The organism is Bradyrhizobium sp. BR13661, from assembly GCF_029892425.1.
Taxonomy (GTDB): domain Bacteria; phylum Pseudomonadota; class Alphaproteobacteria; order Rhizobiales; family Xanthobacteraceae; genus Bradyrhizobium.
The window spans coordinates 100,431-124,984 of the sequence record NZ_JARXWB010000012.1 but is presented as its reverse complement, the minus strand read 5'-3'; the positions used below and the strand labels follow the sequence as shown (position 1 = coordinate 124,984).

General features: G+C 64.6%; 17 protein-coding genes. 13 read left to right on the top strand and 4 right to left on the bottom strand.

Annotated elements, in window-relative coordinates; genetic code table 11:
- Window positions 1-174 precede the first annotated feature (174 nt).
- Window positions 175-768 carry a sigma-70 family RNA polymerase sigma factor gene (locus M2427_RS20625; protein ID WP_280708426.1) on the bottom strand — a complete coding sequence of 198 codons (594 nt, stop codon included), beginning with the start codon at window positions 766-768 and terminating at the stop codon, window positions 175-177.
- 248 nt (window positions 769-1,016) lie between these two features.
- Between M2427_RS20625 and M2427_RS20620 the strand changes: the two genes are divergently transcribed.
- The 5 genes from M2427_RS20620 to M2427_RS20600 all read left to right on the top strand — a co-directional run bounded on the left by M2427_RS20620 (window position 1,017) and on the right by M2427_RS20600 (window position 5,458).
- Complete coding sequence (locus tag M2427_RS20620; RefSeq protein ID WP_280708425.1) at window positions 1,017-1,964, top strand: ABC transporter permease; 948 nt, start codon at window positions 1,017-1,019, stop codon at window positions 1,962-1,964.
- Window positions 1,965-2,035: 71 nt separating this feature from the next.
- A complete protein-coding gene (locus M2427_RS20615) occupies window positions 2,036-2,809 on the top strand; it encodes an ABC transporter permease (protein WP_280708424.1) in 774 nt (257 codons plus the stop codon).
- Window positions 2,810-2,864: 55 nt separating this feature from the next.
- Entirely contained in the window at window positions 2,865-4,334 is a 1,470-nt protein-coding gene (locus tag M2427_RS20610; RefSeq protein ID WP_280708423.1) for an ABC transporter substrate-binding protein, read from the top strand.
- The gene (locus M2427_RS20605) at window positions 4,297-5,043 is read left to right on the top strand and encodes a TetR/AcrR family transcriptional regulator (RefSeq protein ID WP_280708422.1); all 747 of its coding nucleotides are present in this window, start codon (window positions 4,297-4,299) and stop codon (window positions 5,041-5,043) included. The genes M2427_RS20610 and M2427_RS20605 overlap by 38 nt, the downstream gene beginning before the upstream one ends.
- 166 nt (window positions 5,044-5,209) lie before the next feature.
- The gene (locus tag M2427_RS20600) at window positions 5,210-5,458 is read left to right on the top strand and encodes a hypothetical protein (RefSeq protein WP_280708421.1); all 249 of its coding nucleotides are present in this window, start codon (window positions 5,210-5,212) and stop codon (window positions 5,456-5,458) included.
- 24 nt (window positions 5,459-5,482) lie between these two features.
- Here M2427_RS20600 and M2427_RS20595 read toward each other — a convergent pair whose 3' ends face one another.
- Both M2427_RS20595 and M2427_RS20590 read right to left on the bottom strand, forming a co-directional pair.
- Window positions 5,483-6,505: a glutathione S-transferase family protein gene (locus tag M2427_RS20595; protein WP_280708420.1), complete on the bottom strand. Its 1,023-nt coding sequence runs from the start codon at window positions 6,503-6,505 to the stop codon at window positions 5,483-5,485.
- Window positions 6,506-6,543: 38 nt separating this feature from the next.
- A complete protein-coding gene (locus tag M2427_RS20590) occupies window positions 6,544-7,320 on the bottom strand; it encodes an SDR family oxidoreductase (protein WP_280708419.1) in 777 nt (258 codons plus the stop codon).
- A gap of 128 nt (window positions 7,321-7,448) precedes the next feature.
- Between M2427_RS20590 and M2427_RS20585 the strand changes: the two genes are divergently transcribed.
- The 3 genes from M2427_RS20585 (at window position 7,449) to M2427_RS20575 (ending at window position 12,021) form a co-directional block, all read left to right on the top strand.
- Window positions 7,449-8,351, top strand: a complete 903-nt coding sequence (locus M2427_RS20585; RefSeq protein WP_280708418.1) for a LysR family transcriptional regulator — start codon at window positions 7,449-7,451, stop codon at window positions 8,349-8,351.
- A gap of 108 nt (window positions 8,352-8,459) precedes the next feature.
- Window positions 8,460-10,595, top strand: coding sequence for a type I secretion system permease/ATPase (locus tag M2427_RS20580; RefSeq protein ID WP_280708417.1), 2,136 nt, complete (start codon window positions 8,460-8,462; stop codon window positions 10,593-10,595).
- Window positions 10,582-12,021, top strand: a complete 1,440-nt coding sequence (locus tag M2427_RS20575; RefSeq protein ID WP_280708416.1) for an HlyD family type I secretion periplasmic adaptor subunit — start codon at window positions 10,582-10,584, stop codon at window positions 12,019-12,021. The genes M2427_RS20580 and M2427_RS20575 overlap by 14 nt, the downstream gene beginning before the upstream one ends.
- Here M2427_RS20575 and M2427_RS20570 read toward each other — a convergent pair.
- The gene (locus tag M2427_RS20570; protein WP_280708414.1) at window positions 11,960-13,237 is read right to left on the bottom strand and encodes an autotransporter strand-loop-strand O-heptosyltransferase; all 1,278 of its coding nucleotides are present in this window, start codon (window positions 13,235-13,237) and stop codon (window positions 11,960-11,962) included. The genes M2427_RS20575 and M2427_RS20570 overlap by 62 nt on opposite strands.
- Window positions 13,238-13,622: 385 nt before the next feature.
- Between M2427_RS20570 and M2427_RS20565 the strand changes: the two genes are divergently transcribed.
- The 5 genes from M2427_RS20565 (at window position 13,623) to M2427_RS20545 (ending at window position 24,543) form a co-directional block, all read left to right on the top strand.
- A complete protein-coding gene (locus M2427_RS20565) occupies window positions 13,623-18,956 on the top strand; it encodes an AIDA repeat-containing protein (protein WP_280708413.1) in 5,334 nt (1,777 codons plus the stop codon).
- Between the two features lie 88 nt (window positions 18,957-19,044).
- On the top strand, window positions 19,045-21,726 hold the full coding sequence (locus tag M2427_RS20560; protein WP_280708412.1) for a hypothetical protein: 2,682 nt from the start codon (window positions 19,045-19,047) through the stop codon (window positions 21,724-21,726).
- A 158-nt stretch (window positions 21,727-21,884) separates the two neighbouring features.
- Window positions 21,885-22,544, top strand: a complete 660-nt coding sequence (locus M2427_RS20555; RefSeq protein ID WP_280708411.1) for a heme-binding beta-barrel domain-containing protein — start codon at window positions 21,885-21,887, stop codon at window positions 22,542-22,544.
- Between the two features lie 21 nt (window positions 22,545-22,565).
- A complete protein-coding gene (locus M2427_RS20550; RefSeq protein WP_280708410.1) occupies window positions 22,566-23,267 on the top strand; it encodes a dihydrofolate reductase family protein in 702 nt (233 codons plus the stop codon).
- A gap of 4 nt (window positions 23,268-23,271) precedes the next feature.
- Window positions 23,272-24,543 carry an NAD(P)/FAD-dependent oxidoreductase gene (locus M2427_RS20545; protein WP_280708409.1) on the top strand — a complete coding sequence of 424 codons (1,272 nt, stop codon included), beginning with the start codon at window positions 23,272-23,274 and terminating at the stop codon, window positions 24,541-24,543.
- Window positions 24,544-24,554 lie beyond the last annotated feature (11 nt).

Here is a 24,554-nt window from a genome sequence, read left to right as displayed (position 1 = left end):
TCGGCATCGCGTGTCTCGTGCTTCGAAGTACAGAGCGTCCGAGAGTTTGTTTCAGTGCGATTCAAGAAACGCGCGATAAAAAATTGGGACCGGCAGCTGAAACTTGATGATGGCGAAGGCGTATCGGCGAGCACGCTACGCGCTCCCGATCGACGCGCGCGCGGGCAGGGTCCATCAGGCGGCGGTCTGACGGTTGCCGTGCGGGCGCTCGAGCGTCGCGCGCACGTCCATGAGGGCGCGCCGCAGCCAGGTCTTGATGGTGTTGGCGGGAGCGCCGAAGCGCTGCGCGAGTTGATCGCGGCTTTCGCCACGAACATAGGCCGCGACGATCAGGCGGCGCTGCAACGGCGCAAGCGCCTGCAAGGCCGCGAACGCATGGCCGTTTTCCTGCGAAGACTGAACCTGGTCGAGCGGGCTGCGGTCGTCTCCGGCCACCTCCATGACGACCGATTGATCGCACTCGACCTCGACCGTCGGCCGCCGGACGACATTGATCGCCTGATTGCGGGTAATGGTCGCCATCCACGTAATCGGCGAACCCTTCGCAGGGTCGAAGCGCGCGGCGTTGTGCCAGATGCGGACATAGGCCTCCTGCATCACGTCCTCCGCGAGATCGCGGCGCCTGACGATCGCGAGCGCGACGGCAAACATCTTGCCCTTGGTCAGGCCGTACAGGGCGGCGAATGCCGCCTCGTCGCGATGGCCGACTGCGATCAGAAGCCGCCGCAGCGCGTCGGCACCGTTTTCGACACGAATATCTTCGATCATGGCTCGCCCCAGCCCTCGTCAAGCAGAACCGGCGCCCGGAAAGCCCGGGCGTTTCATTGATTTGTCATTGATTGCGAAATAACGTCACGATCTATGACATCAACTCACACGGGCTGTCAAGGCCCCCGACCGTGCACGCCTCTCGATGGTTTTTTCGAGCTTGCAATTTCGTCCGGTTGAATGTTCGCTGCCGGCGCATTTCGGCGCTCTTGATCATGAATTTCCGGCGGCACAGACCGAGTTGAGCGATGAAGAGACTACTCAGTCCGGTTCTGGTCCTGTTCGGAAGTTCGGTCGTCGCATTTCTCCTGATCCGGCTTGCGCCCGGCGATCCGGCGCTGGCGCGGCTGGGGCTCGAGGCGGACGACGCCTCGATAGCCGCCTTGCGAAGGGATTTCGCGCTGGACCAATCCATCGTCCTGCAATATGTGCGCTGGCTGTCGCATGTTCTGACCGGTGATTTCGGCCGCTCGCTGCAAACCGGAAGGCCGGTGCTTCCACTGCTGCTCGGCGCGCTTGGCCCGACCATGCTGCTGTCACTGGCGGCGCTCGTGCTGTCGACCGCGATCGCAATACCGGCGGGTGTGATGGCCGCGAGCCGCCGCGAGAAATTATCGGACTACGTATTGTCGCTGGTCGCCATTTGCGCGCTGTCGGTGCCGAGCTTCTGGCTCGGAATGCTGCTGGTGATCGCCTTCGCGATCCACCTGCCTGTCCTGCCCGCGTCGGGCTACGTCTCGCTGGCGGTCGATCCGGCCGGCTTCCTGCGGCATCTCGCGCTGCCTACGCTGACGCTCGGCATCGCGCTCGCGGCTTCGAGCCTGCGCATCACCCGCGCCGCCATGCTGGAAATTCTGGGCGCGGACTTCATCCGCACGGCCCGCGCGAAAGGGTTGCGACAAAGCGCGGTGCTGCGCAGGCACGCTCTGCCGAATGCGATGGTCCCGATCGTGACGTTGCTCGGAATCCAAATGGGCCAATTGTTCGGCGGCGTCGTCGTCACCGAAACGCTATTCGCATGGCCCGGCCTGGGCAAATTGACGGTGGATGCGGTATTCGCGCGCGACTATCCGGTGGTGCAGGGCGCGGTGCTGGTGACGGCGACGCTTTTCCTCCTGATCAATCTGCTGACCGATCTGCTGTACACGCAGCTCGATGTCCGGATCGGCTCCGTTGCGGGCGGGGGTGCTTCCTGAAACCGGCGGCGCCCAGGTCTGATAGAGCGGCGGCGCGGACGGCGTTTGGTCCCCGCGCCCGCGTCGGCGGGGTGATCGTCGCGGCATCCATCGCCGCGGCTGCGCTCGCGCCGATGCTGGCGCCGTATCCCCCTGACGCGCTCGAATTCGCATCGATCCTGGTCCCCCCCGGAGCTTCTCATCTCTTTGGCACCGACGACCTCGGTCGGGACGTGTTGTCGAGGGTGTTGTTTGGTGCACGTGCTTCGTTCATGGTCAGCCTCGCCGGCATTTTCGTCGCATTTCTGATCGGCACCGCGGCGGGCGTCTCCGCAGGCTATTATGGAGGATGGATCGATGAAGCGCTCATGGCGATCGCGAACGCAATCCTCGGTTTTCCGGGCATCCTGGTCGGGCTTGCTCTGGCGTCGACGATCGGTCCACGGCTCGAAAATGCGCTGATTGCGATTGCCATCGTCAACATTCCGATCTTTGCCAGGCTCGCGCGGTCGCAGGCGCTCGTGGTCCGCGAACTCGGTTATGTCATGGCCGAGCGCGCCATGGGCCTCGGTCATTTGCATATCCTCACGCGAACGATGGTGCCGAATGTTCTTTCTCCGCTGATCGTCCAGGCCTCGCTTCTGGTGGCCTCCGCCGTCATCATGGAGTCTTATCTCTCGTTTCTGGGCCTTGGCGCACAGCCGCCGACGCCGACGCTGGGGAGCATGCTGCGCCAGGCGATGGGGTTTCTCGACCAGGCGTCGTGGCTCGCATGGTTTCCGGGCTTGGCCATTTTCCTCGGTGTGCTTGGCTTCAACTTGCTCGGCGACGGGCTTCGGGATTATCTGGATCCGCAACAGTGCTGATCTATTCGGAGAACCTTTCCACGTGCGCAGCGTCACGCGACGAACATTCGTAGCCTTGCTGGGCACCGCCCCGCTGCTAGCCACCTCCGGCCACGCTGCGCACGACAACACCCTCACCGTCGGGATCGCATCCGACCCGGTCACGCTCGATCCGGCGCTGATGTCCTCCTATTTCGAGATTTCGGTCCAGTTCAACATTCACGAACCGCTTCTGCATATGACTCCGGATTTCCGGATCGAACCCGGCCTTGCGGACTGGACCTCGCCCGACGCACTGACCTACCATCTGACGTTGCGGCCGGGCCTGACCTTCCATGACGGGACGCCGGTCGACGCGGCGGCCGCGAAGTTCAATTTCGACAGGATGCTCAATCCTGCAACGGGATCGCCGCGTCGACTCGAATTGGCGCCGGTTGTCGCGGTCGACGTCACCGGCCCGCTCACCTTTACGATCAGGCTCAGCAAGCCCTATGTGCCGCTGCTCCAGGTCCTGGCCTTGCGTGCCGGAATGCTGGTGTCGCCGCATGCCGTCCAGGCATTAGGAGCCGACTTCGCGTCGAAGGCTGTCGGCGCTGGGCCTTACCGGGTCGTCCGTTGGACCAAGAATTCCGAACTCGTGCTGGAGCGGTTCGACGCATACTGGCGCGGGCCGGCGCCGGTCGGCCGCATCGTTTTCCAGCCGGTGGTCGACGAAACGGCGCGCATCACCAATCTGAGAGCCGGCACGTTTCAACTCGTGGATGGCGTGCCGCCGCAGATGCAGGGTCTGATCGGGCGAGATCCGGCGCTGACGCTGAAGCAGATGCCAGGGCTTGGCTTCAACGCATTTTCGTTCAATATGACGCGGCCGCCCTTCAGCGATATCCGGCTCCGTCGCGCCATGATCGCGAGCTTCGATCCGGACACGGCGCTGCATGCCGTCTATTTCGGGACGGGCGCCGCGGCCTACGGAGCGATACCGCCGTCGCAGAGCTGGGCCTATGACCCCGACTTTAAGCCGTATCGCTACGATCACGTGCTGGCGAAGTCACTGGTCCGCGAGTCCGGCGCGGCTACACCGGTCGATCTGACGATTACGGTCACCAACACACCATCCCAGGTGCGCATCGCAGAAATTCTCCAGGCGCAGGCCAATCTGGTCGGCTTCAATGCGGTGATCCGGCAGATTGATCCGACCAGCCTGATCACGGTGCTAAGGCAGCGGGATTTCGACATCGCGATTTCGCCCTGGTCGGGCCGCTCCGATCCCGACGGCAACATGTTCGGCTGGTTCACGAAGGATGGACCTTTCAATTTCTCGGGTTACGTCAATGACGAGGTAACCGGATTGCTGGAGGCGGCTCGTGCCGAGCCCGACCAGACCGGCAGAGCGAAGCTTTACCGCGCCGCACAGACGCAGATCGCCGCGGACGCCCCGATGCTGTTTGTCGTATTTCCCGCAACTATCCAGGCGTCGTCGGCCTCGCTCGCATGGAACCAGTTTCCAGATGGAGCCTTTCAGCTGCAATTTGCACGGTATCGTTGAGCTTGGACTGCTGGCATCCTTCGCTTGCGCAAGGTTGACAGTTCATGTTGATGGTGTCATTCATTGTGACATGAAAAAGAAGGCGGCCTCGTCGACCTACAACAGTCCACTGCGCGAACGGCAGAAGGAACAGACACGCGAGATGATCCTGATCGCGGTCGGCAAGATTCTCGCGCAGGCTGACACGACGGCCGTCACCATTGGCGAGGTTGCGCGCGTCGCCGACATCACCATGCGGACGATCTTCCGGCATTTTGCCAGCCGGGAGGAATTGTTAGGCGCTTTCTGGAAATGGCAGTTGGAGAAAAGCGGGGGCGAAACGGTGCTGGCGCCGAATTCGCTCGAACAACTCTCGGAGAATATCAAGACTCTGTTCGCGAGCCTCGATGCCGACGAGGGCGTGATCAGGGCCGTCATTTCCTCGCCGGAAGGTCGCGAAATGCGCACCCTGACCAACAAGCGGCGTTTGGAAGCGATGCTCGATTTCATTGCGCCGCTCGTGCCCGAGCTCTCGAAGCGGGATCGCCACAGCATGGCTTCTGGGATCATTTCCGTTTCGAGCGTTCTGTCCTGGATGTTCATGCGCGACAATTGCGGCTACGACGGAAAGCGCGCGGGCGAGGCGGCGGCTTATGCCGTGCAACTCATCATCGAGGGCGGGCAGCAGCGTTGTTCGGCGCTCCGGGCTCAACGTTCGACTGGGGCCTAGCCTCAGCGAGCGCCGATAAGGCTCCGCCTCGCACGAACGCCGGCACGGCAACCCGCGCGTAGTTAATTCCGGAATCGCTGCTACCCACCTGTCCTGGCACCCCGCTTGCTCAGTCACCTCCAAAACGCGGCCTCAGCAGGGAGGCCGTTTCAGGTTGAGGCAAGTGATGCAGGAAGTGTCCCGTTCTGGTGCGGCTGGAGAACTCCGGCTCGATGGGTTGATCGCCGATTTGTGGTGGCGGGTTCGGCTGCTCAACACCGACATTCTCGAGGAAGAGGCGAAAGCCGGGGTGTTCGACGCGCAGCAGCCGACCTATCCGCCGCTCGCGGCGAACCTCCGCGCGCGACGCGACAATCTGGTCGCGACGATCGGCATGCTCGAGCAGCGTGCGAGATCGGCGTCCGAAGCGGCTTGAGAGCGGTCTTCGCCACTCCTCGATCTAACCCGAATGCCGAAGCGCATCGGCACGCGGTGCGTTCGCGGCGGCCAACTGCTCGCGTCCATGTGCCGCGGTGAAGTCCAGGACCGGACCGAGCGGGACGATCCCGGTTGGATTGATCGAGCGATGGCTTTCGTAATAATGGCGTCGGATATGCTCGAAATTCACCGTCTCGGCGATACCGGGCCATTGATAGATGTCGCGTGTATAGGCCGAGAGATTGGGGTAGTCGATCAGGCGGCGGATATTGCACTTGAAGTGCCCGACATAGACGGCATCGAAGCGGATCAGCGTCGTGAACAGGCGAATATCGGCCTCGGTCAAGACGTCGCCGAGCAGAAAGCGCCGCTCAGTGAGCCGCTGCTCGAGCCAGTCCAGCGTGTCGAACAGCGGCACGACAGCTTCCTCATAGGCCTCCTGCGTCGTGGCGAAGCCCGCCTTGTAGACGCCGTTGTTGACCGTGTCGTAGACGCGCGCGTTGATCGCGTCGATCTCTTCGCGCAGCGCGGCCGGATAATAGTCACCGGGTTTGGCGCCGCTGCCGTCAAAGGCCGCGTTCAGCATCCGGATGATCTCGGACGATTCATTGTTGACGATGCCGCCGGTGTGCTTGTCCCACAGGACGGGAACGGTGACGCGACCCGTGTAGTACGGATCGGCCGCCGTATAGATTTGGTGCAGGAACTGCGCCTGGTAGACGGCGTCCGGGATGACGGCCGGGCCGTCCGCGAAGGTCCAGCCGTGCTCGAGCATCAGCCAATGCACGACGGATACAGAGATCATGTCCTCGAGCCCCTTCAGCGCACGCATGATCAGCGTGCGATGCGCCCAGGGACAGGCGAGGCTGACGTAAAGATGATAGCGGCGGGCCTGCGCCTTGAAGCCGCCAGTTCCGGTCGGGCCGGCGTCGCCGCCGGCCGTGACCCAGTTGCGGAAGGAGCTGTCCTTGCGAATGAAGCGGCCACCGTTCGGCGCCGTCGCATACCAGGCGTCTTGCCACTCACCGTCCACCAGCAATCCCATGTCAGTCTCCTCTTGCGTTGCCGTTGTTGCCGACCGGCTCAGGTGCGGGTGATCGAAAGGCCGCCATCGACCAGCAAGGCCGTTCCGGTGACGAACGATGAATCCTCGGATGCCAAATAGAGCACGGAACGGGCCACTTCTTCAGGCCGTCCCACACGCTTCAGTGCGTGCAGGTTGGTGATGAAGGCCGCCTTGTCCGGCGTATCGTTCATCTCGCGATACATCTCGGTCTCGATCGCGCCTGGGAGCACCGCATTGACCCTGATATTCTGCGGGCCGAACTCGGCGGCGAGCGTCTGCGTCAAGCCGATCAGGCCGGACTTGCTCGCGGCATAGGCGGCGACACCGGGGAATGAGGAGCTGTAGCCGACAAAGGTCGAGGTGAAGATCACCGAGCCGCCGCCATGCCTGGCCATCTCGGCGATCTGGTGCTTGGCGCCGAGGAACGAGCCGGTGAGGTTGATCGCGACGGCATCGTTCCAGCCGGCCTCCGAGACGCCGGTCGAGGCGCCGCCTTCACCGAGCGTGCCGGCATTGTTGAAGGCGATATCCAGCCTGCCGAATGCCTTCACCGCCAATGCAACCAGGGCCTTGGCATAATCTTCCGAGCGCACGTCGCCGGCCAGCGCGACCGCCGTGCCGCCGCTCGCCTTGATCTCGGCGACGAGGCTCGCCAGCTCGCTTTCGCGCCGGGCGCCGACCACCACCTTCGCGCCTTCGGCCGCGAACAGCTTGGCCGTGACCCGGCCGATGCCCGAGCTCGCGCCGGTCACGATGGCAACCTTGTTTGAAAGACGTCCCGCAACTTGTGTCATGTCCGATCTCCCGTTCGGCCGCTCCATCAGCGACCTGATGACAAGCTACGTAGACCCTCAGCGAACTGGAAAGAAGACAAAGAAAATGGTTATATTATTCAGCTTTGCTGAATGATTGAGGATTGCCCGTGGATCGTCTCCGTGCCTTTGAGGTGTTCGCCGCGGTGGTGGGCCAGGGCTCCTTCACCCGCGCCGCCGACAAGCTCGAGACCTCGCCGGCCAATGTCACCCGCTACGTCAACGAGCTGGAGGAGATGCTCGGCGCGCGCCTGCTCAACCGGACGTCGAGGCGGCTTTCACTGACCGAAACCGGCAAGACGCTGTATGACCGCGCGCTCTCGATTCTGGAGGAGGTGGCGGAGACGGAAGCGATCGCGTCCTCCGCGGCCATGCAGCCGCGCGGGCGCCTGCGGATCAATGCGCCGCTGAGCTTCGGCATCCTTCACCTCGCGCCGCTATGGCCTCGTTTCATGACGCGCTATCCTGATATCCAGCTGGACATCAGCCTGGTCGACCGGCTCGTCGATCTCGTCGACGAGGGCTTCGATCTGGCGGTCCGCATCTCGCGCGGCGGATCGCCGAGCCTGATCAGCCGCAAGATCGCGGCCGTTGGTCACTTCGTTTGTGCTTCGCCCGAATACGTCGCCAAACATGGCGCGCCGCAGACCCCGGACGACATCAGACACCATCCCTGCATTGCCTACGCCTATTCCGCCTCGGCCGACGAATGGCGATTGCTCGACAAGGAGGGCAAGGTCCACACGGTGCCTGTCACCAACATCTTTCATACCAACAACGGCGAAACGGCTTGTGCGGCGGCGCTGGCCGGACTCGGACTGTTCCTGCAGCCGACGTTCCTGGTCGGCGAGCTGCTGCGGCAGGGCCGCCTCGTTCGCCTGCTGCCAGACTATCATGCGCCCGAGCTCGACGTGCTGGCCGTCTATCCAAGCCGTCGCTACGTCAGCGCCAAGGTGCGCGTGATGGTGGACTTCCTGGTCGAGGCATTCCAGCACAAGCCGTCGTGGGACTAGCGGGTTGCAGTTTTTGGCGCTGTTCGCTGTCACATTCCGTTCAACCTTGAGATGATAATAACATAGCTATCTTTTGTTATCTTTATCGTTCGGTGGTTGAGCTCTGGAATGTCGTCTGCCTCAGTCGAGAGCGCGGATTCGGGGCTGGCCTGCCTTGTTCTCCTGCTTAGGTCTTTGGGCATCCCCGCGGATGCCGAGCAGTTGCGCCATCACGCAGGCGGCGCGGCCTATGGTGTTGCCGAGATGTTGCGCCGCGCGCGAGAGCTCGGGCTCAAGGCGCGGGTCGTCGGCAGGGACTGGTCGTGGCTCGAGAAGGCTTCGCTGCCGGCGATCGCCGAATACGGCGACGGCACGTTTTCGATCCTGGCCAAGGCCGGTGAAGGCAAGGCGCTGGTGCACGATTCCGTCAGCGGCCGCTCGCAGCTGTTGACCAGGGAGGAGTTCGAGGCGGTCTGGACCGGCCGTCTCGTGCTGATGACGCGCCGCGCTGCGCTCGGCACGCTGACCGGCAAGTTCGACATCGGCTGGTTCCTGCAGGCGATGCACAAATACCGCGGCCTGCTGGCGGAAGTGTTCGTCGCCTCGTTCTTTCTCCAGATCTTTGCGCTGATCGCGCCGCTGTTCTTTCAGGTCGTGATCGACAAGGTGCTGGTGCATCACGGGCTGACCACGCTCGACGTGCTGATTTTCGGCCTGCTTGTGGTGTCGGTCTTCGAGACGCTGCTGAGTGCGTTGCGCACCCACATCTTCGCCCACACCACCAACCGGATCGACGTCGAGCTCGGCGCCCGGCTCTATCGTCATCTGATGGCGCTCCCGTTCGCCTATTTCGCCGTGCGGCGTGTGGGCGATTCAGTGGCGCGGGTGCGCGAGCTCGAGAACATCCGAAATTTCCTCACCGGTTCGGCGCTGACGCTGGTGATCGATCTGCTGTTCACCATCGTGTTCCTTGCGGTGATGTTCTATTACTCGCCGCTGCTGACCTTCATCGTGATCGGATCGTTTCCGTTCTACATCGCGGTCTCCGCCGGGGTGACGCCGCTGTTCCGGTCGCGGCTCGATGAAAAATTCAATCGCGGCGCAGAGAACCAGGCCTTTCTGGTGGAGAGCGTCACCGGCGTGGAAACGCTCAAGGCGATGGCGATCGAGCCGCAGATGCAGCGCCGCTGGGAGGAGCAGCTCGCGGGATATGTCAGCGCGAGCTTCAAGGTGCTCACGCTCGGCAACTGGGCAAGCCACGGCGTGCAACTCGTCAGCAAGGTCGCGACCGCGCTGACATTGTATTTCGGCGCCCGCCTCGTCATCGACGGCAATCTCAGCGTCGGCGAACTGGTCGCTTTCAACATGTTGTCCGGGCGCGTCGCCCAGCCGGTGCTGCGGCTGGCGCAGCTGTGGCAGGATTTTCACCAGGCGCGGCTGTCGATCGCGCGGCTTGGCGACATTCTCAACACCGCGCCGGAGCCCGCCAACCTGCCGGGTCGCGCGGCGCTGCCGGCGATCAGCGGCGCCATCACCTTCGATCAGGTCGCCTTCCGCTATCGCATCGACGGGCCGGAGATATTGCACGGCGTCAACCTGCATGTGCCGGCGGGGCAGATGATCGGCATTGTCGGGCCCTCAGGCTCGGGCAAGTCGACGCTGACCAAACTGGTGCAGCGGCTCTATGTGCCCGAGAGCGGACGCATCCTCATCGACGGCGTCGATCTGTCGATGGTCGATGTGGCCTGGCTGCGGCGCCAGATCGGCGTGGTGTTGCAGGAGAACGTGCTGTTCAACCGCTCGATCCGCGACAACATCGCGCTCGCCGATCCGGCGATGACGATGGAGCGCGTCATCACTGCTGCCGAGCTCGCCGGCGCGCATGAGTTCATCCTCGAGCTGCCGCAGGGCTACGACACCATCGTCGGCGAGCGCGGCGCAAGCCTGTCCGGCGGCCAGCGCCAGCGTATCGCGATTGCGCGCGCGCTGGTCGGCAATCCCCGCATCCTCATTTTCGACGAGGCGACGTCGGCGCTCGATTACGAGAGCGAGCGCATCATCCAGGAGAACATGCGCAGGATCGCGCAGGGCCGCACGGTCCTGGTCATTGCCCACCGCCTGTCGACGGTTCGGCGTGCCGACCGGATCCTGACCCTGGAGCGGGGACGCCTGGTCGAGGACGGCAGCCATGATGAGCTGATGCGCCGCAATGGCCGTTACGCCAGTCTGCACAGGCTGCAAGCAGGTCTCCATGAAGTCGGCTAACTCCAATGTCCTGCCGCTGCGCCGCCAGGCTGCGGCCAGACGCGACCAGCTGGAGTTTCTCCCCGCAGCGCTGGAGATCACCCAGACGCCGGTCTCGCCGCTGCCACGTGCGATCGCGCTTTCTATCTGCGGCTTCCTGGTGATCGCTCTCGGCTGGGCCTGCGTCGGCCATATCGACATCATCGCCACCGCTCAGGGCAAGGTCGTGCCCGCCGGCCGGGTCAAGCTGATCCAGCCGCTGGAGGCCGGCATCGTCACTGCGATCCACGTCAGCGACGGCGACAGGGTCAGCCAGGGCGATGTGCTGATCGAGCTCGATCACACGATCAATTCGGCCGATCGCGACCGTGCGCGTCACGATCTGACGCATGCGCGGCTCGATGCTGCACGATTGGCTGCGTTGCGAGCCGGCATGTCTTCCGGCGCGATGCCGCTCGATTTCGTGCCGCCGCCGGATGCCCCGGCCTACGATGTGGCGCGGACCCGTGCGGCGATGACCGCGCAGGCCGAACAGCAAATCGCCAAGATCAACGCGCTCGACCAGCAGATTGCCCAGAAGGTCGCGGAGGCCGACAGCGTCGGCGCGACCATCGACAAACTGCAGGCCGGGTTGCAGTACCTCACTGACACCGCCGACATTCGCGAAAAGACCATGAAGATGGAGTTCGGCAATCGCATCGCCTATCTCGACGCGAAGCTCAGGCTCAGCGAACAGAGCCACGAGCTGGTCGTGCAACGCCGCCGCGCGGTCGAGGTCGAGGCCGCGCGCAAGGCTCTGGAGGCATCCCGCGACCAGACCCGCGCCGAATATGCCCGCGGCATCGTCACCGACCTTGCCGACGCAGAGCAGAAAATGGCCCAGGCCGAGCAGGATCTGGTGAAGGCCGACAAGAAGATCCAGGACCAGGTGCTGCGCGCGCCGATGGATGGCACGGTGCAGCAGCTCGCCGTTCACACCGTCGGTGGCGTGGTGACGCCGGCGCAGGCGCTGATGGTGGTGGTGCCGGCCGATGCTCAGGTCGAGGTCGAGGCGATGGTGCTCAACAACGACATCGGCTTCGTGCACCAGGGCGATCCGGCCGAGATCAAGGTCGATACGTTCAACTTCACCAAATACGGCCTGCTGCACGGGACCGTCATGAGCGTCTCTCAGGACGCCATTCAGCGTGACAAGCCCGCGGGCCAGGTCGAGGCGCAGCGTCAGGCGGGGCAGACTGCGCGCAGCAGCGAACCGCCGGGACAGGAACTGCTCTATGCCGCGCGCGTCGCGCTCGGCGATCGCCGGATGCAAGTGGAAGACCACATGGTCGATCTCGCGCCGGGCATGGCGGTGACGGTCGAAATCAGGACCGGGCAGCGCAGGATCATCGAATATCTGCTGTCGCCGCTGCTGCACTACCGGCACGATGCGATGCGGGAGCGGTGAAGCCGGGAATGCTGCGGATCACCGCCTTGACGTGGTCCGGCGTGATCAGCCGCGTGCATTCGAACTGCCGCGGCGTGCCCGAATGGCGCGGACACCAGAGGAAGTCCTTGTGGTCGAAACGCTGGCGCACGTCGTTCCAGCAGCTGTTGCAGGCATGCCAGTTGATCACGCGGTACGGGGTGTCGAACTCGTTGTTCGGATGGGTGAAGCCGGAGATCATCACCACCGGCGTGCGCGCGGCCCAGGCGAGCCAGGACAGGCCGCTGGAGAGGCCGACGAAGAACGATGCGTGCTTGAGATAGCGCACCCGTTCGGACAGTGGCTTGTCGCCGGTTTCGTCCTCGGCGCCGTGCGGGATGTGATTCCAGATCAGGCCGTGGCCGTGGACCGGCTTCTGGTCGATGCAGATGACGCGATAACCGGCCTCCCTCAGGAAGGCGACGATGCTGCGCCAGCCGTCGGGATTGTTCCAGTATTTGCTCTGGGTCGTGCTCTGCACCGCGATGCAGACATAGGGCTCCGCGATCGGGCGGCTGTCGTCGGGGATCGTCAGGCGCGGCGGCACCTCGGTGGGATCGACGCCCAGAATGTAGCCGGCCGTGCGGTGCAGGCCGACATGACGGAAGTCGGTCGGCTGGTACAGGAAATCCTTGTCGTCGAAGAACAGACCGATGCCGTAGCTCGCGTAATAGCGCTCCGGCTCGACCTCTTCGGGGGTCACGAAGGTGATATGCGGGTATGAGTCGCGGAGCAGCGCGATCAGCTTCTCGCTCATGGCGCAGGTCAGCTTGCAGCCGTGGCGCTCCTGAAACTTGACGGCATAGGGAAACCAGCCGAGCGGATCGCCGAGCGTGCCGACCGGAAACTGGATCAGCACCTCGCGATCCCTGGCCGAATAGTCGTGTGTCAGGACGTTCTCGTCCTGCTGCCAGACCTCGATGCCGATGCGCACGTAATAGCGCTTGGAACTGCTGATCCGCCCGGCCGGGATCACGGTCTCGAACAGGATGTTGCCGGTGTCGAGATCGCGCAGCCGCACCTTCCAGGGATGCGTGCTCTGGGGCAGCGCGACGCGGCAGCCATGGTTGAAATCGTATCGCAGGCCGTTCGCGCCCTGCTGCGTCGGCAATTCGGCCGGCGCGCGATAGGCGCTCTTGGGCGGGACGGGAGCCGCTGAAGACGCAGGCGCCGGCGCTGCATCTGCAGAGACTTGCACGGGGGTGGCATCATCTCTGCCAGTCTCTGCGGAACCGTTGACGCCGGTGAATTTGCTCGGGTCTGCAGCGATATTCATGTGACACCAATATCAGACGTAACATCGCTTGCTTAAACACGGTGGCGCGAGAGCGAGTCAATCCGTGTTCGGTGTCTCCGCTGCAGAACGTCTCATCGAATGCGAGAAAAAGAATCGGGGCTCGTCATATTCCTATCATGGAAGCACTTTCCGACGTGCTGAAGCACGCGCGCGCCATCGCGCAACCACTGTCAACAGAGATTTCTACCGACGCGCGCGATGACGAAGAAAGTGTCACGTGACTGTATCGGATCATGATTAACGTAGTTAACAGACAATCAAGGATTGCAGTGCGAGGCATTTGATCATGACCACCGTGAGCTCCGGAACGATCTACGTAGTCTCCTCGGGACAATCCGCCGACGGCATCGTCGTACAGCAGGGCGGCAACCTTTTTGTGAGCTCGGGAGGCACGATCACCAACGCGATCGACAACGGCAACGTCGTGCTGTGGGGCGGGACCGCCGTATCGACCACGATCTCTGGCGATGCCTACCATGCCGCGTTCGAGAGCATTGTCGCAGGAGTCGATAGTGGCGCGCATGTCTCCGGCGGCTATCAGTCCGTGGATGCCGGCGGCGTCGCCATCGGCGCTACACTCCAGGGCGGCTCGCAGTTTGTGAGCGGCACGGCGATCGGCACCGTCATCGGCTCAGGTTCTCTCGAACAGGTCTACGGCATCACCAGCGACACGACAGTCGAGAGCGGCGGCATCCTTACGCTTTTTGGCGGTGCGCAGATGACGGGCACCACAACGATCAACGCGGGCGCCACCGTCGATATCGACGGCGGTTATGCGTTGAGCGGATTTACGGTGAACAGCGGTGTGACGCTGAAAGCGTTCAACGGTGCCAGCACCAACAACACCGAGGTCGCGGCCGGTGGGACGCTCGTTCTGAACTTCGCGACAGCAAACGCCACCACCATCGACAGCGGCGCGCAGCTCGATCTGTCGGGCCAGACGTTTGCGATTGCGAGTGGCAATACGCTGCAGCTGGTGAGCGGCGGTCAGCCGGTGGGAACAGTGACCGTCAGTGCCGGCGCCAAAGTGGAACTCGACACTGGCGCGGTGTTGAGCGCCCTCGCGCTGCCTGACGGCGTCACGGTGGAGGTCGCGCAAGGTGGCACCCTCGATCTGATTGGCGGGGCGCAGCTTACCAGCACGACGGTGTTCAGCGCCGGCGGCATTCTGGAGTTCGGCTCCGGAACAACGGTGAGCGGCTTCGTGGTGAGCTCAACCGGCCCGACGCTGGAGGTCGGATCGAGCGGCGCCGCGATTGCTCCGGTGGTGCTGTCCGGTGCGACCCTTGAGGTGGCTTCGGGCGGTACGGTGACGTCGGCGACGATTAACTCTGGCGGTGTGGAGTACGTCAGCGCTGGAGGCATCGACAGTGGCGCGCAGGTGAGCGGCACCCAGCAGCTCGGCGTCTATATCCCTAATTTGCCTGCTGGCGTGCCCAACGCAACTGCGATCAACGCCACTGTTTATGGCGTGCAGGCGATCGGAGCGCCCGGCATGACCTACGGCACGGCGATCGGCACCACGGTCAGCTCCGGCGGCGTCCAGGAATTGTATTCAGGCGTCGCGAGCAACACGACGATCGTAAGCGGCGGTACGGTTGTTCTCGAAGGCGTCTTTGGCGGTCATGGCGCGGCGAGCAACACTGTCGTCGAGAGCGGCGGTGTGCTGCTCGTGCAAATTGCCCGCGTGGCGAGCGATACGACAATCGAGAGCGGTGGCATCGTCCGATTGTCGGGCACCGGCGCACGGCTGGCGGGCACCACGACGGTCAGCTCTGGCGGTCTTATCGAGGTCGATGCTGGCGCCAAATTCCAGGTGTCATCGGGCGCCAGCATTCCTGGCGTCACGGCTCTGGCGGGCGGCGAGCTCGATGTACAGTCGGGCGGCACCGCCACGGGGGCTCTTCTTCTGAGCGGTGGCTACGAAGCGGTCTACAGCGGCGGCACCGACAGCGGCGCCACGGTGTCGAGCGGCGGCTTGCAGGATCTGCAGGGCGTGGTGACGAGCGCCACAGTGCTGAGCGGCGGCATGCAGCATGTCTATGCCGGTGGCCTTGCCAGCGGGACTGTCCTGAGCGGCGGCAATTTGTTGGACGACGGGACCGTGCAGGGCGCGGTGATCGGCAGCGGCGGGTCCGAGGTGGTCAATACCGGCGCGATCGACATCTCCGCGACCATCCTGAACGCCGGCTATCAAAGCGTGCTCGGCACGGCGACAAGTGCGACGGTGTCGAGCGGCGGCACGCAATATGTCTACGCCGGCGGCGTTGCCAGCGCGACGGCGCTCAGTGGCTCGCTGGTCGATTACGGCACGGTCAGCGGCGCCGTTATCAACGATGGCGGCTATGAGGCGGTTTACGCCGGCGCGACCGATATCGGCACCACGCTCTCGGGTGGTGGACACCAGGGCGTTGCGGGCACCGTGATCAGCGCCACGGTGCTGGGCGGCGGCGAGCAGGACGTCTATGCCGGCGGTATCACCAGCGGCACGGTGCTGAACGGCGGGTTCGAGGCGAACTCGGGCGGCACCGCCAGCGGCACCCGCATCGGCAGCGGTGGCCGCGACTATGTCTACAGTGGCGGCCTTGACGTCGGCGCGACAATCTCGAGCGGCGGATACGAGGCGGTGCAGGGCGTGGCGACGAGCGCCACGGTGCTGAGCGGCGGTGTTCAGCTCATCTACGCGAACGGCCTCGCCAGCAACACACTGGTCATGTCCGGCGGCACGTTGGACGTGCTCTCGGGCGGCATTGCCTCGTCGACGACGGTTTCCCAGGGCGGACTGGAGGTCGTCAGCGCCGGCGGGATCGACATCGGGACAAGAGTGAGGTCAGGCGCTGTCTTGGTGAACTCCGGGTCCGTGAGCGGGGCGGTCATCAGCGGTGGTCGGGAAACCGTCTCCGGCGGCCTCGATGTCGGTGCGACCATCCTGGCAAATGGCCAGGTCCGTGTCTTTGGGGGCACCGTGAGCGGTGCGACGATCGCAGCTGGCAGCCAGTACATCAACTATGGCACGGCGGTAGACACCACCATCAGCGGCACCGGCAGCTACCAGTACCTCGGAGTTAGCGGGGGCGTTGGCTCCGCAAGCAACACCACCATTCTGGCGCACGGTGGCCAGGAGGTGGGATACAGCGGCGGCAGCGGCTACGCCACTAGCACTACGATCCAGGGTGGAGGCGAGCAGGATATCGGCGCAAGCGGCGGCACTGGCATTGCGGTCAGCACAACAATTTCAAGCGGTGGCAGCCAGGTCATCTTCAGCGGCACGGCGATCGACACCATCGTCTTCAGCGGAGGTGACCAGGCCGTCTTTGGTGGTACGGCCAGCGGAACCATGGTCGAGGCTGGCGGAACGGTATTTGTGGCTCCACCTGCGACCAACGATCCGGCTGGAGGTACGATCACCGATACGGTGGTTAGCTCCGGCGGCGTCCTATTCGCGGGAGGTGTTGCCAATAATACAACGGTGCTCAGTGGTGGCGCGCTCGTTCTTTTGAGTGGTGCCCAGTTGACCGGCGCGACGACGCTCAGCGCCGGCAGCATCGAGGAAGTCGGTTGGGGGGGAATCCTGAATGTGTCGAGCGGATTCACGCAGGCCGGCGTCACACTCGAAGTGCTGTCGAGCGGCACGCTTGCACTTTACGCCGGCGCACCGCCGGTTAGTGCGACAGTCATGTCGGGCGGCATCGTCGAACTGTTCGCCGGCGCGCAACTCACGAATGCGACGACACTCCTTTCCGGCGCTATCGAGGAAATCGGCTCCGGCGCGACGGTGAGTGGCTCAGTGCTGAGCAGTGGCAGCACGAACCTGTGGATCGCGTCGGGCGGCACGGCGAGCAACATGGTTCTTTCCGGCGGGACCCTGCAGGTGCTAGCTGGCGGCATCGCAGTTGCGACCACGATCGCGAGTGGCACCGAAACCGTCAGTTCCGGTGGCGTCGACAGCGGCGCCACGGTTTCCGGTGGCAATCTCGTCGTCAGTTCCGGTGGCTCGATCGTCAACGCGGTCGCCGGCGGTGGCGAGATCGATCTCTATGGCTCGGCGACCGTCACGATCTTGAGTTCCGGTGGACGCGAAAATGTCTACACGAACGGCGTGACGAGCAACACGACGATTGGAAGCGGCGGGACGCTCCAGGTCACCTCCACTTACGCGTTTGGTGGATATCTGCCTGGTGGTGTCGCAGTCGGGACACTGGTCGAGAGCGGCGGGGTTCTGACCGAAGTGACGGGCGTGACAAGCAACACCACCGTGGCCTCGGGCGGTACGTTCGTGCTCCGCGCTGGGACAGTCATCAACGCCACCATCGACAGCGGCGGCACGGCGGTCGTCTCGGGAGGATCCAGCCTGTTCCTCAGCAACACCGTCATCGAGGGCGGTGGCACGCTCGACCTGGTTGCCGGTGGGTCTTTCGATGATCCGACCCAAGCCAGCCTCAACAATGCCGCGGTCCTGAGCGGCAGTGCATTGGAATCGATAGGAGGCGTTGCTGCGACAGCCACGACAGTCGAGGCAGGGGCTGTCGTGGATGTCGGTTTTGGCTTTACCTTGAGCGCTCTTGCGCTCCCCAGCGATGTGATCATCAAGGTGGAGAAGGGCGCCACGCTTGCACTGGTGGGCGGCATCCTGCCGACCAGCACGACCATCGTCAGCTCCGGCGCCACTTTGGAACTCGCCTCTGGCGTGTTCAGCGGCCTCGCCGTCGGCAGCGGTGTGACGGCGAAGTTGGACGCGGGCGTGACCGCTTCGGCGACGACCGTCCAGGCCGGCGGTGTCGAACTGGTCGGATGGGGAGCCACCGATATCGGTGCCCGGGTCAGCGGCATCCTGGAGCTCGGAGTGGGGTCTGTTCCTGGCGGCAACTCCAGCGGGACGTTGGTGGAGAGTGGTGGCGGGCTCCTTGTGGCAACGGGCCATGTCGATAGCGCGATCATCGAGAGCCACGGCTATGCTGTCGTGTCCAGGGGCGGATCTGCCGCCAACACGACCGTCGATGGCGGCACATTGACCGTGTTCGGATCGGCGACCGGCACGACCGTCGAGTCCGGGGGCAGCCTCAACGTGATGGTCAACTACTTTGATGCAGGCCCGAGCGCGACCGTCGTTTCGACGACGGTAGCGTCCGGCGGTACTGAGACGCTCGGCTCGGGCGGCGTCGATATCGGCGCCACCGTCCTGAGCGGAGGCAACCTCGTCGTCAATTCCGGTGGCACCGCCAGCGGAGCGATGATCAGCGGGGGCACCCTGGAAATCGCCAGCGGCGGCTCCGCACAGGGAACCATCACCTTCGCAACGAGCGCCGGCGGCATGCTGCTGCTCGATGCCGGCAACACCTTCTCCGGCACGGTCGCCGGTTTCGGCGAGCCCGACTACATCGATTTCGGCGGCATCGCCTTCACCTCGGGCACAACGATCAGTTTCACCGAGGCTGTGAACAACACCAGCGGCACGCTCAGTGTCAGCGACGGCACCCACACCGCGCAGCTGACACTGCTCGGCCAGTACGTGGCGACGCAGTTCACCTCGGCCAGCGACGGACACGGCGGCACCCTGATCGGCGATCCCAGCCAGATCAGCACTGCGCAGGCCCCGCTGGTGATGCCGCCCCACGCGTAAGGGGCCTGCATCGCGCCCGGCTTTGGCGCGAGCAGTGAGCAAGACCTCCAACAGATAATCGCAAGACCACAATTCGAGGTATCTTATCATGACCACCGTGAGCTCCGGCACGACCTATGTCATCTCGCCGGGACAATCCGCCGACAGCATTGTCGTGCAGCAGGGCGGCAAGCTCTGGGTCAATAGCTATAGCACGGCCACCAACGTCATCGATTACGGCACGCTCAACGTCGACTTCCGTGGTAGCGTCAGCGGAGTGGTCGTCAGCAGCGGTGGCTCCGAGACACTGTCCGCCGGCGCGAGCACGAGCAATACCGAGGTCGAAGCCGGTGGAACCCTGTTTCTGTGGGGCGGGAGCGCATACAACACCACGATCGACAGCGGTGCCAGGCTCGATCTGGCATTAGAGACTGCCATCGCGAACGGTAACACGCTGCAATTGTTGAGCGGCGGTCAGCCGGTGGGAACGGTCACGGTCAACAGCGACGCCACGGTGACGATCGAACCGAGCGCAGTGTTGAGCGCGCTCGCGCTGCCCGACGGCGTCACGGTGCAGGTGGCACGAAACGGCATCCTCGATCTGGTTGGTGGCACGCCGCTCCCCAGCACGACCGTTTTCAGCTCCGGCGGCATTCTGGAGTTCGGCTCCGGGACGACGGTGAGCGGATTCGTCGTGAGTCCAACCATAACGCTGGAGGTCGGCTCGGGTGGTACAGCGGTCGCGCCAGTGGTGACGTCGGGCGCAACCCTTGAGGTGATCTCGGGCGGCACCGTGGAGTCCGTCACGGTTATCCGTGGCGGCTACGAGTACCTCGACGCGGGAACCGTTGATAGCGGCGCGCAGGTTGCTGGCGCCCAGATCATCTCGTCCAACGCAACCGCGATCAGCGCCACGATCTCCGGGGCCTTCGCAAACCAGACCGTCTTCGGCACGGCGATTGGCACCACCGTCATCGCAGGGGGCGTTGAAAGTGTTGGCGGAGTCATTAGCAACACTGTGGTGGCGAGCGGTGGTTCGGTTGGTCTCGGTGCCGGTGCCGTGGCAAGCAACACCGTCATCGAGAGCGGCGGCAGGCTGGTTGTGGCGGGCGTGGCCAGCAACACCACGATCGAGAGTGGTGGCACTGTCGTCTTGAGCGGGCTTGCCGCTCGCCTGGCCGGCACCATAACCGTCGAGAACGGCGGCCTCCTTCAGGTCGGTGCTGACGCCAAGTTGCCGGTGTCATCGGGCGAGGTCCTGACCTACACCTTCGCCCTCCAGCATGGAGAGCTCGATATTCAGTCCGGCGGTGCTGCTATTCACGCGCTGGTTCTGGGTCTTGAGGTCGTCTCTGCGGGCGGGTCCGACATTGACGCCTCGGTGTTCAGTGGCGGCGGGCAGAAGGTGCTGGCCGGCGGCACCGTCGTTGGAGCCACGATTTCCGGTGGCGGCACGCAATATGTTTATGCGGGCGGGTTTGCCAACGCGACGGCGGTCGGCGGTTCGCTGGTCGACTACGGCACGGTCAGCGGCGCCGTCATCAACAACGGTGGCTATGAGGCGGTAAGCGCCAGCGCGACCGACATCGGCGCCACGCTCTCGAGCGGCGGCCATCAGGGCGTTGCGGGCACGGTGATCAGCGCCACGGTGCTTGGAGGCGGCGAGCAGGACGTCTATGCCGCCGGTGTCACCATCAGCACCGTGCTGAGCGGTGGGTTCGCGGCGAACTCCGGCGGTACGGCCAGCGGCACCCAGGTCGGCAACGGTGCCCGCGACTATGTTTACACCGGCGGCACCGATGTGGGGGCGACGATCACCAGCGGCGGTGTCCAGGCGCTGGTGGGTACGGCGACCAACGCCACCGTGCTGAGCGGCGGCGCGCAATATGTCTACGCTGGCGGCGTTGCCAACGCGACCGTGGTCGGCGGCTCGCTTGTCGATTACGGCACGGTCAGCGGCGCCGTCATCAACGATGGCGGCTATGAGGCGGTTTACGCCGGCGCGACCGATATCGGCACCACACTCTCGAGTGGTGGACACCAGGGCGTGGCGGGCACCGTGATCAGCGCCACAGTGCTGGGCGGCGGCGAGCAGGACGTCTATGTCGGCGGCGTCACCAGCGGCACGGTGTTGAACGGCGGGTTCGAGGCGAATTCCGGCGGCACCGCCAGCGGCACCCGAATCGGCAGCGGCGGTCGCGACTATGTCTATTCCGGCGGCACCGATGTGAGTGCGATCATCGCGAATGGCGGCTACGAGGCGGTGCAGGGCGTGGCGACGAGCGCCACGGTGCTGAGCGGCGGCAGGCAGGAGATCTATGCCGGCGGCCTCGCGAGCGCGACCGTGCTCAGCGGCGGCACGTTGATCGTGCAGTCGGGCGGTGTCGCCAGCGGCGCGGTGATCAATGGCGGCGTGCTTGAAGTGCAGAGCGGTGGGTCGATCGGCGATGCGCCCGTGACCTTCGCCACCAGCGCCGGCGGCATGCTGTGGCTCGATGCTGGCAATACCTTCTCCGGCACGGTCGCCGGCTTCGGCGAGCCCGACTATCTCGATTTCGGCGGCATCGCCTTCACGTCAGGCACCACGATCAGCTTCACCGAGGCCGCGGACAACACCAGCGGCACGCTCAGCGTCAGCGACGGCACCCATACCGCGCAGCTGACGCTGCTCGGCCAGTACGTGGCGACGCAGTTTACCTCGGCCAGCGACGGTCACGGCGGCACCCTGATCGGCGATCCCAGCCAGATCAGCACTGCGCAGGCCCCGCTGGTGATGCCGCCGCATGTGTAGGAGCTGGGTTGGCTTCACCGTTCCATCTTGGTGAGGTGGATCAAATTGTCGTAGGCCGGCGTGGCGCTGCCTCTATTGGCTGCTCCCGTCGGTCCCATTTCCATGGTTTCGTCCCGCCCTTATGCTATGGCTGCCGCGCACAATGATGCGAGGTCCCCATGCTGCCCATTCCTGCCGATATTTTTACCGAGCAAGAGGACGTCTCCCCTGACAGCCTTGCCAATCTCGGGCCGCTGCGCCGGCTCGCCGGCACCTGGCAGGCGGACAAGGGCATCGACATCAATCCGAAGGCGGATGGGCCGGAGCGGCGGACTTTTATCGAGAACATCCGGATGGATCCGATCGACCCGCAGGCCAACGGGCCGCAGCTGCTCTATGGCCTGCGCTATCACATCCACATCAACACGCCCGAGGAAGACATCACCTTCCACGACCAGGTCGGCTATTGGCTGTGGGAGCCTGCGACCGGGCTGATCATGCAGACGCTGGCGATCCCGCGCGGGCAGGTGCTGCTCGCCTCGGGTCATGCCAAGCCGGACGACAGGAAAATCTTCGTCACCGCGACGCGTGGCGACACGGCCTATGGGATCTGCTCGACCGACTTCCTGGAGCAGGCCTTCCGCACCGACTCCTATCGCTGCGACGTCACCTTCAACGACGACGGCAGCTGGAGCTATCTGATCCAGACCGCGTTGTTCGTGCGGGGCGCGCCGTTCAATCATCACGACAGCAACACGCTTGTGCTGGTCGCGCCGCCAAAGCTCAACCCGCTTGCCGTGATCGTGAACGATCGCGCGAAGGAAAGTAAGCCGGCCTGAGAGCGGTTGCGGAGAATTTTCATGAAGCCCTACGTCATCTGTCTGATGCATTCGAGCCTCGACGGCCGCACCCATCCAAGCCGCTGGCGTCCGAAGGGGGCCGGGACCGACTGGTTCGAGAAGATCCATGACGAGGTCGGCGGCGATGCCTGGGTGATCGGCCGCGTCACCGGTTCGGAGTTCGCCAAGGGCAAGCCGTACCCTGAGGTGAGCACGAAGCTGCCGCGCGAAAACTGGTTCGCGCGGCGCGATGCCAAAACCTACGGTGTCGTGCTCGATGCGCTGGGCAAGATCGGCTGGGGCCGCTCGGACATCGGCGGCGATCCCATTGTCGTGGTGCTGACCGAGAGCGTGCCGGATTCGCATCTCGCGGGACTGCGCGGCGAGGGCGTGTCGTACATCTTCGCCGGCAAGTCCGAGATCGATCTCGCCTTGACGGTCGAGATCCTCAACCGCGAGCTCGGCGTGAAGCGCCTGCTGGTGGAAGGCGGCGGCGTCGCCAATGGCGCGTTCCTGCGCGCCGGCCTGATCGACGAATTCAACCTGATCCTCAGCCCCGCGATCGATGGCGCCAGGGGCGCGCCCTTCGTGTTCGATTCGACGGAGGAGGACGGCGACAAGCGCGCGCCGCTCACGGCGATGACATTGGAGAGCACGCGGGACCTTGGCGGCGGCGTCCTGCTGCTCCGCTATCTGATCCAGAACGATTCCTCGCGCCAATAGCAGCATGCCTGATACGCCAGAGCACATCGTCATCATCGGCGCGGGCGCGGCCGGCTTGATGGCGGCCCGTGAGCTTGCGCGCGGCGGCAAACGAGTGACGATCCTGGAGGCGCGTGCGCGCTGCGGCGGCCGCATCGATCCGTTGCCGGCCTCGGAGTTCGGTTATGCCGCCGATGGCGGCGCCGAATTCGTCCATGGCGAGGCGCCGGTCACGCGCGGCCTCGCGCGCGAGGCGGGGCTGACGGTGCGGGCGATCGGCGGAGCGCAATGGAGCTTTGACGGCACGGACTTTTCGCAGGAGAGCCCGCGCGATCCCTATGACGACAGGCTTCACGCCGCGCTGAAGGATTTGACCGAGGATATCACCGTCGCCGATTTCCTGCGTCGTCATTTCGCCGGACCGGAGCACGCGCGCCTGCGGCACGCCGTCGAACGCATGGTCGAGGGCTATGATGCGGCCGACCCCGCGCGCGCCTCGACGCTGGCACTGCGCGACGAATGGATGAACGAGGGACTTGCGGCGCAGGCACGCATCGACGGCGGCTATGGCGGGTTGATCGACTTTCTTGTCGGCGAGTGCCGCAAGTCCGGCGCTGCCATCCACCTCGGTGCCATCGTCGCGGCGATCGAGGAGAGCGGCGGCAAGGTCGCTGTCCGCTGCGCCGGCGGCGCGGTGCATGCCTGCGATCGCGTCATCCTCACCGCGCCGCTGCCTTTGCTGCGCGAGATCGCGCTGCCCGCGGCGACGCGTGAGAAGGCTGCGGCCGCAGACGACATCGGCTTCGGCAGCGTCATCAAGATCCTGCTGCGGTTCGCGCGGCCATGGTGGCGCGAGCGGAAGCCGGAGCTTTCAGACATGCTCTTCCTGCTGTCCGACGAGACGATTCCCGTCTGGTGGACGCGTCATCCGGATCAGCACCCCGCGCTGACGGGGTGGCTCGGCGGCCCGCGAACGGCCGAGCTGGCGCATCTCGATCCGCAAGGGCTGATCGATGCCGGGATCGACTCCCTTGCAGTCATGTTCGGCCTGCATCGCGATGAGATCGCGCGGGACCTCGTGGCAGCGGCAGCGGCCAACTGGGCGAACGATCCCTTCGCCCGCGGCGCCTATTCCTGGGCAACGCCGCGGACGCGCGCCGCGCAACAGCGTCTCGCGCGCGCCGACGGTCCGGTGCTGTTTTCAGGCGAAGCGCTCTATCGCGGCCGCGACATGGGAACGGTCGAGGCCGCGCTTGCGAGCGGGCTGGAGACGGCAGGAATCATCTTGCGCAGCTGAGAAAGAAGGCC

Coding starts and splice junctions, on each gene's coding strand:
- M2427_RS20595 (WP_280708420.1), bottom strand. CDS start 6,505: ATGGGATTGCTGGTGGACGGTGAGTGGCAAGACGCCTGGTATGCGACG.
- M2427_RS20590 (WP_280708419.1), bottom strand. CDS start 7,320: ATGACACAAGTTGCGGGACGTCTTTCAAACAAGGTTGCCATCGTGACC.
- M2427_RS20580 (WP_280708417.1), top strand. CDS start 8,460: ATGTCGTCTGCCTCAGTCGAGAGCGCGGATTCGGGGCTGGCCTGCCTT.
- M2427_RS20560 (WP_280708412.1), top strand. CDS start 19,045: ATGACCACCGTGAGCTCCGGCACGACCTATGTCATCTCGCCGGGACAA.
- M2427_RS20550 (WP_280708410.1), top strand. CDS start 22,566: ATGAAGCCCTACGTCATCTGTCTGATGCATTCGAGCCTCGACGGCCGC.
- M2427_RS20545 (WP_280708409.1), top strand. CDS start 23,272: ATGCCTGATACGCCAGAGCACATCGTCATCATCGGCGCGGGCGCGGCC.
- M2427_RS20605 (WP_280708422.1), top strand. CDS start 4,297: ATGGAGCCTTTCAGCTGCAATTTGCACGGTATCGTTGAGCTTGGACTG.
- M2427_RS20625 (WP_280708426.1), bottom strand. CDS start 768: ATGATCGAAGATATTCGTGTCGAAAACGGTGCCGACGCGCTGCGGCGG.
- M2427_RS20620 (WP_280708425.1), top strand. CDS start 1,017: ATGAAGAGACTACTCAGTCCGGTTCTGGTCCTGTTCGGAAGTTCGGTC.
- M2427_RS20600 (WP_280708421.1), top strand. CDS start 5,210: ATGCAGGAAGTGTCCCGTTCTGGTGCGGCTGGAGAACTCCGGCTCGAT.
- M2427_RS20555 (WP_280708411.1), top strand. CDS start 21,885: ATGCTGCCCATTCCTGCCGATATTTTTACCGAGCAAGAGGACGTCTCC.
- M2427_RS20565 (WP_280708413.1), top strand. CDS start 13,623: ATGACCACCGTGAGCTCCGGAACGATCTACGTAGTCTCCTCGGGACAA.
- M2427_RS20575 (WP_280708416.1), top strand. CDS start 10,582: ATGAAGTCGGCTAACTCCAATGTCCTGCCGCTGCGCCGCCAGGCTGCG.